Annotated in this window: 7 protein-coding genes; 3 read left to right on the top strand and 4 right to left on the bottom strand. The window is 72.6% G+C overall.

Annotation, left to right across the window (positions count from 1 at the left end):
• Positions 1-4: 4 nt before the first annotated feature.
• From ACWD6P_RS23010 to ACWD6P_RS23000, 3 genes are read right to left on the bottom strand one after another with little or no spacing between them, the layout of a single operon-like run.
• Positions 5-670 (bottom strand): TetR/AcrR family transcriptional regulator, encoded by a 666-nt coding sequence (locus ACWD6P_RS23010; RefSeq protein WP_451446024.1) that lies wholly within the window; start codon positions 668-670, stop codon positions 5-7.
• Complete coding sequence (locus ACWD6P_RS23005; protein ID WP_451446023.1) at positions 667-2916, bottom strand: YhgE/Pip family protein; 2250 nt, start codon at positions 2914-2916, stop codon at positions 667-669. Before ACWD6P_RS23005 ends, ACWD6P_RS23010 begins: the two co-directional genes overlap by 4 nt.
• Complete coding sequence (locus ACWD6P_RS23000) at positions 2888-3682, bottom strand: ATP-binding cassette domain-containing protein (RefSeq protein WP_451446022.1); 795 nt, start codon at positions 3680-3682, stop codon at positions 2888-2890. The genes ACWD6P_RS23005 and ACWD6P_RS23000 overlap by 29 nt, the downstream gene beginning before the upstream one ends.
• Before the next feature lie 233 nt (positions 3683-3915).
• Between ACWD6P_RS23000 and ACWD6P_RS22995 the strand changes: the two genes are divergently transcribed.
• The 3 genes from ACWD6P_RS22995 (at position 3916) to ACWD6P_RS22985 (ending at position 12339) form a co-directional block, all read left to right on the top strand.
• On the top strand, positions 3916-6714 hold the full coding sequence (locus ACWD6P_RS22995; protein ID WP_451446021.1) for a discoidin domain-containing protein: 2799 nt from the start codon (positions 3916-3918) through the stop codon (positions 6712-6714).
• Positions 6715-6859: 145 nt separating this feature from the next.
• Positions 6860-10768 (top strand): ABC transporter ATP-binding protein, encoded by a 3909-nt coding sequence (locus tag ACWD6P_RS22990; RefSeq protein ID WP_451446020.1) that lies wholly within the window; start codon positions 6860-6862, stop codon positions 10766-10768.
• A 152-nt stretch (positions 10769-10920) separates the two neighbouring features.
• Positions 10921-12339 (top strand): S28 family serine protease, encoded by a 1419-nt coding sequence (locus ACWD6P_RS22985; RefSeq protein ID WP_451446019.1) that lies wholly within the window; start codon positions 10921-10923, stop codon positions 12337-12339.
• Positions 12340-12408: 69 nt separating this feature from the next.
• Here ACWD6P_RS22985 and ACWD6P_RS22980 read toward each other — a convergent pair whose 3' ends face one another.
• Complete coding sequence (locus ACWD6P_RS22980; RefSeq protein WP_451446018.1) at positions 12409-14241, bottom strand: glycoside hydrolase family 3 protein; 1833 nt, start codon at positions 14239-14241, stop codon at positions 12409-12411.
• Positions 14242-14580 lie beyond the last annotated feature (339 nt).

The following is a 14580-nucleotide window of genomic DNA, read 5'->3' as shown; positions in this document are numbered from 1 at the left end:
ACCGTCAGGCCGTCCGCGCCCCCACCCGCCCCTGCACCAGCCGCGACAGCGACGCGTGCACCTCCTCGACCGACCGGTCCGGCTGGAAGGACAGCCAGTCCAGGGCGGCCACCAGGACCATGCCGAGGAGGGCGGAGGCGGTGAGGGGGACGTCGAGTTCTCCGGAGAGTTCCCCGGTCCGGACGGCGTCGTCGAGGACGGATTCGACGACGGTCAGGGCGCGGCCGCGTACGGACGTCAGGGTGGCGCGCCAGGTGCGGTTGGTGCGCCACAGCTCGGCGACGTAGAGCTGGGTGAGGGCGGGGGAGCGGGCGATGAAGTCCAGGCCCGCGCGGATCATCGCGTCGAGCGCGTCGATCCGGGTGCCGCCGCGGTCCGCGGTGGTGTCGGCGGCCTGGCGCAGGGAGTCGGCGAGCTGGTCGAGGCCGTCGCGCAGCAGCTCCTCGTAGAGGACGTTCTTGCTGGCGAAGTTGTAGTAGACGGTGCCCTTGGCGACGCCGGCCCGGTCGGCGATCTCGTCGACGGTGGTGGCGGAGAAGCCCTGTTCGGCGATGAGGGGGACGGCGGCGTCGAAGATCCGGCGACGGGTGGCCGAGCGGCGGCGGGTGGGCGCGCCCCCCGGGGCGGTGCCGCGAACGGCACCGCCCCGAAGGCCCGAAGGAACGCTCACAGGCTGAGTTCCGGGTGCAGGTCCTTCATCCGTACGACCTGCCGGCCGCGCGCCGCCAGAGCGGTGAGCGCCAGCGCGCCGAGGGTGAAGGCGGCCAGGACCGCGCAGCCCTGCCAGACGACGGCGAGGTCGCCGCCGGTGATCAGACGGCGCAGGCCGTCGACGACGTAACTCATCGGCAGGAAGGGGTGGATGGCGGCGAAGAACCCGGGGCTGGTCTGCACCGGGTAGGTGCCGCCCGCCGAGGTCAGCTGGAGCATCAGGACGACCAGCGTCAGCACCCGGCCGGCCGGGCCGAAGAACGCGCTCAGCAGCTGGATGATCGCCGTGAAGCAGGCCGTGGCCAGCAGCAGGAAGCCGATGGTGCCGGCCGAGCGGGCCATCTCCAGGCCGAGGGCCCAGTGGAGTACGGCCATCAGGGCGAGCACCTGGACGATGCCGATGGCGAACGCCGGCAGCCAGGAGCCGAGGGCGATCCGCCAGCCCGGGGCGCCCGCGGCCAGTGCGCGCTTGCCCAGCGGCTGGAGCAGCATGAACGCGACCATCGCGCCCACCCACAGGGAGAGCGGGATGAAGTACGGCGCCAGGCCGGTGCCGTAGTTGGGCGCCTTGTGCAGGGACTTGGCGGCCAGCTCGACCGGGTCGGACATGACGCCGGTGCGGTGCTCGCGGTCCTGCTTGTCGTAGTCCGGGATCTTGGCGACGCCGCTGTTGAGCCCGTCGGCCAGCTGGTTGGAGCCGTCCTTGAGCTGGTAGATGCCGCCGTCGAGCTTGACCACGCCGTCCTTGGCGTCGCCGATGCCGTCGTGCACCCGGCCGGCGCCGTCGGCGATCTTCCCCGCGCCGTCGGCGAGCTTCCCGCTGCCGTCGGCGAGCTTGCCGGTACCGTCGGCCAGCTTGCCGCTGCCGTCGGCGAGCTTGCCGGTGCCCGCCGCGAGCTGCTCGGCGCCCGCGGAGATCTTCTGCGCACCGTCGTTGAGCTGATTGATCTTGGCGACGGCGGTGTTCATCTTCTGCTGGGCGGTGGGAGCCTCCTTGGCGACCACCGTGGCGAGCTGGTGCAGCTCCCGCAGCTTGCGCTGCATGTCCTTGATGGCCGAGGTGTTCTCGCTGACCGTGCCGTTGGCCTTCTCCACCGTGTCGGCGGTGCGGGCGAGCCCGTCGGCGTGGGCCTTCAGCCGCAGGCAGTTGGCGGCGGGCGTGAGGCCTTCGCAGCTCTCCTTGTACACCGCGGCGGCCTCGTCGGCGCTCTGGCGCGTCTGCGTTGCGGCCCTGGACATGTCGTCCGGCAGCCGGTCGAGAGCGTCCGCGATCTCCTGGGAGACATCGGCCGCGATCTGCGCCTTCTCGCCCAGCTCCTTGCCGCGCCCGTCGATCACCGGGTTCGCCTTGCCGGCCAGCCTGTTGGCCGTGTCGGCGAGCTCCTGGGTTCCGCCGGCCAGCTGGCCCATGCGCCTGCTGAGCTCCTGGACCCCGGAGTTGGCCTTCCCGACGCCCTCGTCGAGGTCCTTGGCCCCCTTGTCCACGCTCCCCGCGCCCTGGGTCAGCTCGCCCGCCTTGTCGTGCAGCGTGCCCGCGCCCTTGCTGACGTCGCCGGAGCCCTTGTCCAGCTTCCCCAGTCCGTCCTTGAGCTTGCCGGTGGCGTCCTTGGCGCTGCCGAGGCCGCCGTCGATCTTCGTCGCGCCGTCCGCGGCCTTCTTCGTCTCGGTGTGCAGGTCCGAGAACGACACGAAGATCTTGTCGAAGAACGCCCGGGACGAGCTCGCCGAGGTCTTCGCACGCAGCTCCGAGAAGACCGTCTTGGAGATCGAGCCGACGATGTAGCTGTTGGCGTCGTTGGTGCGGACCTGGAGCGCGCCGGTCTGCGGGTCGTCACCGGAGCTGGAGGCGATCCGCTCGCTGAAGTTCTTCGGGACCGTCAGGGACAGGTAGTACGTGCCGTCCTCGACGCCCTTGGCGGCGTCCGCGGAGCTGACCTCCTGCCAGTCGAAGGTCTTGCTGTCCTTGACCTTCTCGGCCAGGTCGTCGCCGGCGGTGATCTTCTTGCCGCCGGTGGTGGCGCCCCGGTCGTCGTTGACCAGGGCCACCGGGATCTTGTCCAGGCGGGCGTAGGGGTCCCAGAAGGAGCAGAGGTAGAGGGCCCCGTACAGCAGGGGGATCAGCATCAGGGCGACCAGCCCCAGCCGGGGCAGCTTGCCCCTGCCGAAGCGCCTGAGCTCAAGCGCGGCCAGTTTCGGCGAACGCATGCGCCGCTTCCTCCTCGGTGGTGTGGGGGGCGGCCGGGGTGTCCTGGCCGGGGTCGGGGGCGGCGGACGGGGCGCGGTCCGCGGGCGCGGTGCTGACGATCAGCGCGTCCGCCGGTGCGTCGCTGCCGGCGGCCACGACGGTGGTGCCGGCCAGTGCGAGGTCCCGCAGCAGCTGCCAGGCCAGGTCGCGTTCGGCCGCGGACAGCTTGAGATCGACGTCGTCGACGGCCAGCAGACGCGGGCCGTGCATCACCGCGAGCGCGATCGACAGCCGCAGCGCCTCCAGCCGCTCCAGGTCGCGGACGGTCGTCCGCAGGCCCTTGGGGAGCGCGTCGGCATCGAGGCCGGCGGCCGTCAGCGCGGCGTCGATCCGGGCCCGGGCGGCCTCCTTGTGCTTCTTGCCCCAGGGGAGCGAGCCCTTGAGGCGGCGGCCCAGCAGGGCCTGTTCCTTGAGGTGTTCGCCGACGGTGAGGGCCGGTTCGAGGTCGGCGACGCCCGGTACGTGGGCGATGGCGGTACGGCCGCGCACCGTCCCCATCCGCTTGGGCAGCGGGAACCCGGCGACCGTGGCATGGCCCTCGGTGATCCGCATCCGGCCGGTGAGGGCGAGCAGCAGACAGGTGCGCCCGGAGCCCGAGGGGCCCTGGACGGCGATCAGCGAGCCCGGGTCCGCGGTGATGTCGATGCCCCGGAAGGCCCACCCCCGTGGGCCCTGCACTCCCATTCCCCTGGCGTTGACCGCCGCCCCCTGGCGGGTGGTGTTCACAAACCCCTCCCCTTTTGATCTGACTGGTCAGTCTAAAAGTGTGCCGCAAGCGCGGCGCTTTGACCAATCGGAGCAATGCGGGCCGGGTGCGGCGGCGAGTCGTCGCGGCCAGGTCCGTGACCCGAACGGCCCAGTCGCCCTAAGGTGCGGTGAAGGCGGGGGCCTGATGATGTTCAAGGTGAAGTCCGTGTCGCGGTGGCCGCGGCACGGGCGCGCACAGACGACGGAGAACCATGGAACACTCGGCACCTCCCCCCGTGGACCGCTCACCGCAGGACCCGGACGGGCGACGCGCCGGTCCCTCTGCCCGCCGCCCCCGCAAGCTCGTCGCCCCGCTGCTCGCCACCGCGCTGGTCGCCGTCCTCGCCCCGATATCCGCGTCCGCCGCGGCGCCGCCGACGCCCGGCGCGCCCGCCGGGCAGGACCCGTGCGAGCAGGGCGCCGACTGGACCGCCACCGCCACCAGGATCGACCCCGAGGACAGTCACCACGCCTACGTCGGCAACGGCTACCTCGGCCAGCGGGTGCCGCCCAACGGCACCGGCTACTCGGCCCCCGGCGGCGCGACCGGCTGGCCGCTGAAGACCCCCGCCTACGACGGCTCGTTCGTCTCCGGGCTGTACGCCAAGGGGCCGAAGAACGTCCAGGGACGGCAGGCCGTCGCCGCGATCCCCACCTGGACCACCCTCGACGTCACCACCGGCGGCGAGCGCCCCGACACCTTCTCCTCCGCCACGAAGCCGGGCCGCATCTCCCACTACCGCCAGACGCTCTCCCTGCGCTGCGGCTTCGTCCGCACCTCGCTGACCTGGACGGCCGCCGACGGCCGCGCCACGGACCTGGTCTACGACGTACTCGCCGACCGCGACGACGCACACACCGGTGCCGTACGCCTGCGGATGACGCCCCACTGGAGCGGCGCGGCCACCGTCACCGACGCCCTCGACGGACGCGGCGCCCGCCGGATCGAACCGGCCACCGCCTCCGGCGGCGAGGCGACCGGCCGCACGATGGCCGTCGGCTTCCGCACCAACGGCACCAAGACCGAGGGCGCGGTGGCCTCCACCCTGCGCACCGGCCCGGAAGTCCGCGCACAGCATCCCCAACAGGCGCCGCGCACCGACGGGTTGAGCAGCCGGCAGCGGGTGACCTTCCCGGTGAGCAGCGGCCGCTCGTACGAACTGACCAAGTACGTCGGCGTGGACACCGCGCTCACCTCCCGCGCGCCGCGCGCCGCCGCCGACGCCGCCTCGCGCCGGGCCGCGGACCGCGGCTGGGACGCCCTGTTCGCCCGGCACACCGCCGCCTGGCAGCGGCTGTGGCGCGCCGACATCGAGGTCAAAAACCGGCCCGAGCTGCAGTCCTGGGTGCGCTCGGCCCAGTACGGGCTGCTGTCCAACACCCGTGCCCACAGCGCCAACAGCATCGGCCCGACCGGCCTGACCAGCGACAACTACGCCGGTGAGGTGTTCTGGGACGCCGAGACCTGGATGTATCCGGGACTGCTGGCAAGCCACCCCGAACTCGCCAGGTCGATCGTCGACTACCGCTACCGCACCCGCGAGGGGGCCCGCGCCAACGCCAGGAAGCTCGGCTACGACGGGCTGTTCTACCCCTGGACCAGCGGCAGCAAGGGCGACCTGTGGAACGAGTGCCACAGCTGGGACCCGCCGCACTGCCGGACGCAGAACCACCTCATGGGCGATGTCTCCCTCGCCGCCTGGCAGTACTACCTCGCCACCAAGGACACCGCCTGGCTGCGCTCCCGCGGCTGGCCGGTCCTCAAGGGCATCGCCGAGTTCTGGGCGTCGCGGGCCACCCGCAACGCCGACGGCAGCTACTCCGTCAAGAACGTCGCCGGACCGGACGAGTACAGCAACGGCGTCACCGACGGCGTCTTCACCAACGCCGGCGCCGCCACCGCACTGCGGCACGCCACCCGCGCCGCCGCCCTCCTCGGCGAGCGGGCACCCGCCTCCTGGACAACCGTCGCCGACCGCCTGCGGATCCCCTACGACCGCAGGAACCGGGTCTTCGAGCAGTACGCCGGCTACCGCGGCACGACCATCAAGCAGGCCGACACCGTGCTGCTGATGTACCCGCTGGAGTGGCCGATGCCGCCCGGCCGGGCGGCGCGCACCCTGGACTTCTACGCCGCGCGCACCGACCCGGACGGCCCGGCCATGACGGACTCGGTGCACGCCGTCGACGCGGCCGGGATCGGCGAGGCCGGCTGCGCGACGTACACCTATCTGCTGCGCTCCATCAAGCCGTTCGTGCGCGGGCCGTTCGCGCAGTTCTCCGAGGCCCGCGGCAGCAAGGCCGGCGCCGCGGACCCGCACGCCGGGCAGCCCGCGCAGGACTTCCTCACCGGCAAGGGCGGCTTCCTGCAGACCTTCACCCACGGGCTGACGGGCCTGCGGCTGCGCGAGGACCGGGTGCGGCTCGACCCGATGCTGCCGCCGCAGCTGTCCGACGGCGTCACCCTGCGCGGTCTGCGCTGGCAGGGGCGGACGTACGAGATCGAGATCGGCGCGCACCAGACCACCGTGCGGCTGACCGCCGGGGCGCCGATGCGGATCGAGTCGCCCGAGGGCGAGAAGATCGTCAGCCGGGGCCTGCCGGCCGTCCTCAAGACCCGCCGCCCCGATCTGGCCGCGACCACGAACGCCGCCCGGTGCACACCGGCCACGGCGACCTCGGAGGAGCCCGGGATGTACGCGCCCGGCGCGGTGGACGGCAACGCCGCCACCGCCTGGGTGCCGGACGCCGCCACCGGCACCCTCACCGTCGACCTCGGCCGCACCACCCGCGTCGGCCAGATCACCCCGCACTGGACCAGGACCCGCCCCAAGTCCTTCAACGTCCAGGTCTCCACCGACGGAAAGCACTGGTCGGGGACGGGGTACGCGGGCCGTACCCCGGCCCGGTACGTACGGGTCACGGTGACCGGCGAGCGGACCCCGGCAGCCGGCGGCAAGCCCGCGCCGCATCCGGGGATCTCGGAGCTGACGGTGCAGCGCGTGGAGTGAGCCCCGCCCCGTTGGGGGCGGTCACCTCCCGTGACCGCCCCGTCGCGGGCCGCCCGCCCGGCCGCCGGATTGTTGCGATGGGATGAAATTCGCACCCGGCGGTGTTGGTGCCTTGCGATAGGTGTCGACGGGCGGGAGGCATGGGGTGGCGGGCACGGATACGCACCGAGAAGGCTGGGCGCGGCGGCTGACCCGCGACTGCTGGCGGTACCGCAAGGACGTACTGCTCGCGCTCGGCTCCTCGCTCGCCGGGATGGCCGTGATGGCGCTGGTCCCGCTCATACCCAAACTGATCATCGACGACGTCGTCGTCCGGCACGAGCGCTCGCTCGCCCTGTGGGCCGGACTGCTGATCGCGGCCGCCGTGGTCGTCTACGTCCTGACCTACCTCCGCCGCTTCTACGGCGGCCGGCTCGCCCTGGACATCCAGCACGAACTGCGCACCCGGATGTTCGCCGCGATCGCCCGGCTCGACGGCAGGCGGCAGGACGAGCTGAGCACCGGCCAGGTCGTCGGCCGCGCCACCAGCGACCTGCAGCTGATCCAGAGCCTGCTGTTCATGCTCCCGATGATGATCGGAAGCGTGCTGCTCTTCGTGATCTCGCTGGTCGTGATGGCGGTCCTCTCCCCGCTGCTCACCGTCGTCGCACTCGCCGTCGCCCCCGCCCTGTGGTTCATCGCCAGGCGCAGCCGGGTGCGGCTGTTCCCCGCGACCTGGTACGCGCAGGGCCAGGCGGCCGCGGTGGCCGGAGTCGTGGACGGCGCGGTCTCCGGCGTCCGCGTCGTCAAGGGCTTCGGCCAGGAGGAGCAGGAGACCGGCAAGCTGCGCGAGGTCTCCCGCCGGCTGTTCGCCGGACGGCTGCGCACGGTCCGCCTCAACGCCCGCTACACCCCCGCCCTGCAGGCCGTACCGGCGCTCGGCCAGGTCGCGATGCTCGCCCTCGGCGGCTGGATGGCCACCCGGGGCCAGATCACGCTGGGCACCTTCGTCGCCTTCTCCACCTATCTGGCGCAGCTGGTCGGACCGGTCCGGATGCTGGCGATGATGCTGACCGTCGGCCAGCAGGCGCGCGCCGGCGTGGAGCGGGTCTACGAGCTGATCGACACCGAACCGTTCATCGAGGAGCGCCCGGACGCCCATGAGCTGCCCGCCGACGCCCCGGCCACCGTCGTCTTCGACCGGGTGACGTTCGGGTACGCACCGGCACCCGACGGCCACGCCACGGGCGACGGCGCGGGGCCCGGCCCCGGCCGCCCTGCGCGCCCCGTCCTCGACGACTTCTCCCTGCGCATCGAGGCCGGTGAGACCGTCGCCGTGGTCGGCACGTCCGGCAGCGGCAAGTCCACCGTCTCCCTGCTGCTGCCCCGCTTCTACGACGTCACCGCGGGCCGCGTCCTGGTCGGCGGCCACGACGTACGCGAACTGACGCTGGAATCGCTGCGGGCCGCCATCGGCCTGGTCCCCGAGAGCAGCTTCCTGTTCTCCGACTCGGTGCGCGACAACATCGCCTACGGCCATCCGGACGCCACCGACGAGCAGGTGCGCGCCGCGGCCCGCGCCGCCCAGGCCGACGGCTTCATATCCGAGCTGCCCGACGGCTACGACACCGAGGTCGGCGAGCAGGGCCTGACCCTGTCCGGCGGCCAGCGGCAGCGCGTCGCCCTGGCCCGCGCCATCCTCACCGACCCCCGGCTGCTGGTGCTGGACGACGCGACCTCCGCGGTCGACGCCCGGGTCGAGCACGAGATCCACGAGGCGCTGCGCGGCGTCATGGCGGGCCGTACGACCCTGCTGATCGCGCACCGCGCCTCCACCCTGGCGCTCGCCGACCGGGTCGCCGTCCTCGACGGCGGGCGGCTGGTCGACATCGGCACCCAGGACGAGCTCGCCGAACGATGTCCGCTCTACCGCAAGCTGCTGACCGACCCGGAGGAGCTGGGCGGCGCCCCGCGCGACCCGGCGGGCGAGCTGGCCGGCGCCTTCGGCGGCGAATTCGCCGCCACCGGACTGCTGGAGTACCTCCCCGACGGCGCCGGACCCGACGGGACCGACGCGCTCGACGGCGACGCGGACGGCGAGCGGGGCCGGGACACCGCGGCCGGCACCGTCACCCCCGAGCTGTGGGTCCGCCGCGAACAGGACGCCGAGGAGGAGGGCGGGGCCGGTGTGGCGCCCCGCGCGGCCGCCGCCGGGCCCGGCCTCGGCGCCGCGACGGCCGGCACACCGGCCACCCCCGAACTGCTCGCCCAGGTCGCCGCGCTGCCGCCGGCCCGGGACACCCCCGGCATCGACGAGGAGCGGGCGGTGCGCCCCGAGCGCTCCTACGGTCTGCGCCGGCTGCTGCACGGCTTCGGCGGGCCGCTGGCCTTCGCCCTGGCGCTGGTCGCCGTGGACGCCGTCGCCGGGCTGCTGCTGCCGGTCCTGATCCGCCAGGGCATCGACGAGGGCGTCCGCCGCGGCGCGCTGGCCGGCGTGTGGACGGCCGCCGTGCTCGCCCTGATCGTGGTGCTCGCCCAGTGGGCCGCCCAGATCGGCGGCAACCGCATGACCGGGCGCACCGGCGAGCGGGTCCTCTACTCCCTCCGCCTCAAGATCTTCGCGCAGCTGCAGCGCCTCGGGCTCGACTACTACGAACGCGAGCTGACCGGCAAGATCATGACCAGGATGACCACGGACGTGGACGCGCTGTCCACCTTCCTGCAGACCGGCCTGGTCACCGCCCTGGTCTCGATGCTGACCTTCTTCGGCATACTCGTCGCGCTGCTCGCCATCGACCTCCAGCTGGCCCTGGTCGTCTTCGCCACCCTCCCGCCGCTGATCATCGGCACGTACTTCTTCCGCAAACAGAGCGTCAAGGCGTACGAACTCGCCCGCGAGCGGATCAGCACCGTCAACGCCGACCTGCAGGAGAACGTCGCCGGGCTGCGGATCGTCCAGGCGTTTGGGCGCGAGCGGCGCGGCCGGGACCGCTTCGCCGCGCGCAGCGACGCCTACCGCCAAGCCCGCGTCCACGGCCAGTTCCTGATCTCCGTGTACTTCCCGTTCGTCCAGCTGCTGTCCTCGGTGGCGGCCGCACTGGTGCTGATCGTCGGCGCCGGCCGGGTCGGCTCGGGCACCCTCACGGCCGGTGCGCTGGTGGCCTACCTGCTCTACATCGACCTGTTCTTCGCCCCCGTACAGCAGCTCTCCCAGGTCTTCGACGGCTACCAGCAGGCGTCCGTCTCGCTCGGCCGCATCCAGGAGCTGCTGCGCGAGCCGAGCACCACCCCCGCCGCCGAGCGGCCCCGCGAGGTGCCCGCGCTGCGCGGCGACCTCACCTTCGACGACGTCCACTTCCACTACGGCAGGAGCGGGGAGCCGGCGCTGGCCGGCATAGACCTCACCATCCCGGCCGGCCAGACCGTGGCCTTCGTCGGGGAGACCGGCGCCGGCAAGTCCACCCTCGTCAAGCTGGTGGCGCGGTTCTACGACCCGTCCTCGGGCGCCGTCCGCATCGACGGCACGGACCTGCGCGAGCTGGACCTGACCGGCTACCGCCGCCGCCTCGGCGTGGTCCCCCAGGAGTCCTACCTCTTCGCCGGCACCGTCCGCGACGCCATCGCCTACGGCCGCCCGGACGCCACCGACGCCGAGGTGGAGGCCGCGGCCCGCGCCGTCGGCGCCCACCAGATGATCGCCACACTCGACGGCGGCTACCTCCACGAGGTCGCCGAGCGCGGCCGCAACCTCTCCGCCGGCCAGCGGCAGCTGCTGGCGCTGGCCCGAGCGGAACTCGTCGACCCGGACGTGCTGTTGCTCGACGAGGCCACCGCCTCCCTCGACCTGGCCACCGAAGCCGTCGTCACCCAGGCCACCGACCGCCTCATCGGCCGCCGCACCACCCTCGTCGTCGCGCACCGCCTGACGACCGCCGCCCGCGCCGACCGCGTCGTCGTCCTCGACCAGGGCCGGATAGCAGAGGACGGCAGCCATGCGCAACTGCTCGCGCGCAACGGGCGGTACGCACAGCTGTGGCGCACCTTCACGGGCGAGGAGGAGGAACTCGTCGCCTGAGGCCCGCCGCACGGGGGCCGGGCCGATCCGAAGAACCCGGCCCGGCCCCCGCGCCGCTGACGGACGATCCGCCAGATGGCGCCGGGGGCTGGTGGCACCCCCCGCGCGCCGATAGGTTCAGCCCCACCTTTGCTATCCCAAGGGGAGGGTGCATGCGCAAGGCCACCAGATGGCTGCTGTCGCTCGCCGTGCTCATAGGCACGGCCACGGCCGGCAGCGCCTCGGCGGGAGCGGCCACCGCCGCCGAGCCGAGAGACGGGGACATCAAGGACCGGATCCTGGCGATCCGGGGGATGAGCCTCGTCGAGGAGAAGCCGGTCGACGGCTACCGCTACTTCGTTCTGAACTACACCCAGCCGATCGACCACCGGCACCCCTCGAAGGGGACCTTCCAGCAGCGGCTGACCCTGCTGCACAAGTCGGTGGACCGGCCCACGGTGTTCTTCACCTCCGGTTACAACGTCAGCACCACGCCGTCCCGCAGCGAACCCACCAAGATCATCGACGGCAATCAGATATCCCTGGAATACCGCTACTTCACCCCGTCGCGGCCCTCGCCCGCCGACTGGAAGAAGCTGGACATCCGGCAGGCCGCCAACGACCAGCACCGCCTCTTCACGGCGCTGCACCGCATCTACGGCAAGAACTGGATAGCCACCGGCGGCAGCAAGGGCGGCATGACCGCCACCTACTACCGCCGCTTCTTCCCCGACGACATGAACGGCACCGTCGCCTATGTCGCGCCCAACGACGTGAGCAACGACGAGGACGCCGCCTACGACCGGTTCTTCCAGACCGTCGGGACCGCACAGTGCCGCACCGACCTCGCCGCCATCGAGCGCGAGGCCCTGGTGCGCCGCGGGGAGATGGTCGACCGCTTCCAGGCCTGGGCCGACAAGGAGAAGCAGACCTTCAAGACCGTCGGCAGCGCCGACCGGGCCTATGAAGTCATGGTCACGGACCTGGTGTTCGGGTTCTGGCAGTACCAGCCCGCCGAGACCGCCTGCACCGAGATCCCCAAGCCGACCGTCTCCACGGACGACCTGTGGAAGTGGATGGACAAGGTCGGCGGCTTCAGCAGCTACACCGACCAGGGCATGGAGCCCTACACGCCGTACTACTACCAGGCCGGCACCCAGCTCGGTGAGCCCGGCTACGGCTACCCGCAACTGGACGGCCTGCTGAAGTACCCGGGCATCAACAACTCGCGGACCTTCGTGCCCCAGGACATCCCGATGAGCTTCGACCGGCGCGCGATGCCCGACGTCGACCGCTGGGTGCGTCACCACGCACAGCGGATGATGTTCGTCAACGGCCAGTACGACCCCTGGAATTCGGAGCACTTCGAGCCCGGCAAGGGCTCCCGGGACGCGTATCTGTTCACCGTCCCCGGCGGCAACCACGGCGCCAACATCGCCAAGCTGAAGGAAGCCGACCGCACCAAGGCCACCGCCGAGCTCCTCGACTGGGCCGGCGTCCGCGCCCCGCACGGCAAGGCCACCCCGCTGGCCCCGTACAACAAGAAGCTGGACAAGCAGGAGATGCGCCGCATGCCGCTGCTGCGGCCGTGACGCGCTGACCGCGGCGGCGCGCTCCCCGGGCAGGGAGCGCGCCGCCGCCGGGCCCGCCGTCGTGGCAGGTCACCGATAGCGCAGACCGTGGCCGATCGGGAACAGCTCCCGGCCGGGGGAGTCGGCGCGCAGTATCGCGACCGGCAGCCTGCCCGCCGGATCCCGCCGGCCGGCGATCACCCGCGCCGCCGCCCGCAGCTCCACATCCGTCCACGAGTAGCTGGCCAGCGCCGCCCGCACACCGTCCAGCCGGGCGATGTCGTACGGGTTGCGGACCGCCAGCTGCACCACCGGCTTACCGGTCTTCAGCAGCGCGCCGACCAGCGTCCGCTGGGAGGAGCCGGCCGTCACGTTGTACGTCGCCACCACCACCGCGTCCCGCTCGCCGAGCGCCGCCACCGCCTCGTCGATCCGCTGCCGGCTCGGCGAGGGCCCCGTGGAGAGCGCGTCGGCCGTGAAGCCCAGCTCCGTCAGCGCCTTCGCCAGCACCGCGGTCGGCGGACCGCCCGTGCCCGACGGCGCGGCCGCGTCCACCCCCACCACCAGCACCCGCCGCTCCCGGCGCCGCGACAGCGGCAGAATGCCCGCGTCGTTGCGCAGCAGCGTGGTCGTGCGGCCCGCGATCCGGTCCGCGGCGGCCAGATGGCCCCGCGTGCCGACCACCCGGTCCACCGCCCCGTGCGTGGTGTACGGGTCCTCGAACAGCCCGCGCCGCTCCTTGAGCAGCAGGATACGCATCAGCTTCGCGTCGATCTCGCGCTCCGTCAGCTCGCCCTCCGCCATGGCCCGGACGACGGCCGCGTGCGCCACGGACAGATCCGGAGGGTTCAGCAGCTGGTCGACGCCCGCCTTGAGCGCCAGGACCGGCACCCGGGCGTCGCCGTACTTCACCCGTACGCCCTCCATGCCGAGTGAGTCCGTCACCACCACACCGTCGTAGCCGAGCCGCTCGCGCAGGATGCCGGTGAGGATCGGGCGGGAGAGCGTCGCCGGGTCCCCGCTCGGGTCGAAGGCGGGCACCACGATGTGCGCCGTCATGATCGAATCGATACCGGCGGCGATCGCGGCCTTGAAGGGCGGCGCGTCCAGCCGCTCCCACTCCTCGGCGCTGTGGTGGATGTGCGGCAGCCCGACATGGCTGTCGGTGTCGGTGTCGCCGTGCCCGGGAAAGTGCTTGGCGCAGGCCGCGACCCCGCCGTCCTGATAGCCCTTCACCTGGCCGGCGACCATACGGGCCACGGCCTGCGGGTCGGCGCCGAAGGAGCGGACGCCGATCACCGGATTGGCGGGGTTGACATTGACATCGGCGTCCGGCGCGTAGTCCTGCCGGATGCCCATCGCGTACAGCTCCCGGCCGGCGATCCGGCCCGCCGTGCGCGCGTCGTCGCGGGAGCCGCCCGCGCCGAGCGCCATCGCCCCCGGCAGCAGCGTCGCGGGCGCCCCGACCCGGGCCACTATCCCGTGCTCCTGGTCCGTGGAGATCAGCAGCGGGACCGGTACGCGCTGGGCGGCGGCCGCCTTCTGGATGCCGTTGGACAGATCGGCGATCTGATGCGGGTCACGGGTGTTGTGCGCCCAGCCGAAGTAGATGATGCCGCCGACGTGGTACTTCGCGATCAGCTCCGCGGCGTTGGCGACCCCGATCTCCTTCTGGTTGGCGGCCACGTCCGCGGGGTCGGGGTCGGTGGCGGAGTGCCCGTACACCCGCATCACGAAGAGCTGCCCGGCCTTCTCCTCGGGCGTCATACGGGCGATGAGACGGCGCAGCCGCGCCCGGGTGGCGGAACCGGGCCCGGCCTGCCGGCCGACGGCGGCCGGGCCGGCGTGCGCGGGCCCGGCACCGGCGGCAGCGGCGGCGGCCGCGGCGGCAGCGGTGGTCAGAACGGTACGTCTGGAGTGCATCTGCGCTCCTTCCGGAGGGCTTCCTCGATCATTTGAAGGAAACTTCCAAGGAGACACGGATAGCCGGAAAACAATTGCCGGTCAATGACTCGCTCCGCGATGGCGCCCAGCTCTTGCGGGCGGGGCGGGGGTGTGTGAAGGGGCGCCGGGAACGAGTGCGCCCGGGGGCGCCGAGCTCGCGGAGCTGCTTCCGGCGCTGGCACCGCGCAATGTCGTCGCCTGCGCCGGATATACGTCCCATTCGTACGGCCCTAGGGGTGCCATCGCCCCCTTAGGGCATGGCCCAGGACGCGGCCCGCGGTGACGTCGTAGAAGCGGGGCAGCAGCAGGGAGACGGTG

This window comes from Streptomyces sp. NPDC002446 (assembly GCF_053595675.1).
Note: the sequence above shows the minus strand (reverse complement) of the source record. Positions and strands in the feature narration are given on the sequence as shown.

Coding starts and splice junctions, on each gene's coding strand:
- ACWD6P_RS23005 (WP_451446023.1), bottom strand. CDS start 2,916: ATGCGTTCGCCGAAACTGGCCGCGCTTGAGCTCAGGCGCTTCGGCAGG.
- ACWD6P_RS22995 (WP_451446021.1), top strand. CDS start 3,916: ATGGAACACTCGGCACCTCCCCCCGTGGACCGCTCACCGCAGGACCCG.
- ACWD6P_RS22985 (WP_451446019.1), top strand. CDS start 10,921: ATGCGCAAGGCCACCAGATGGCTGCTGTCGCTCGCCGTGCTCATAGGC.
- ACWD6P_RS22980 (WP_451446018.1), bottom strand. CDS start 14,241: ATGCACTCCAGACGTACCGTTCTGACCACCGCTGCCGCCGCGGCCGCC.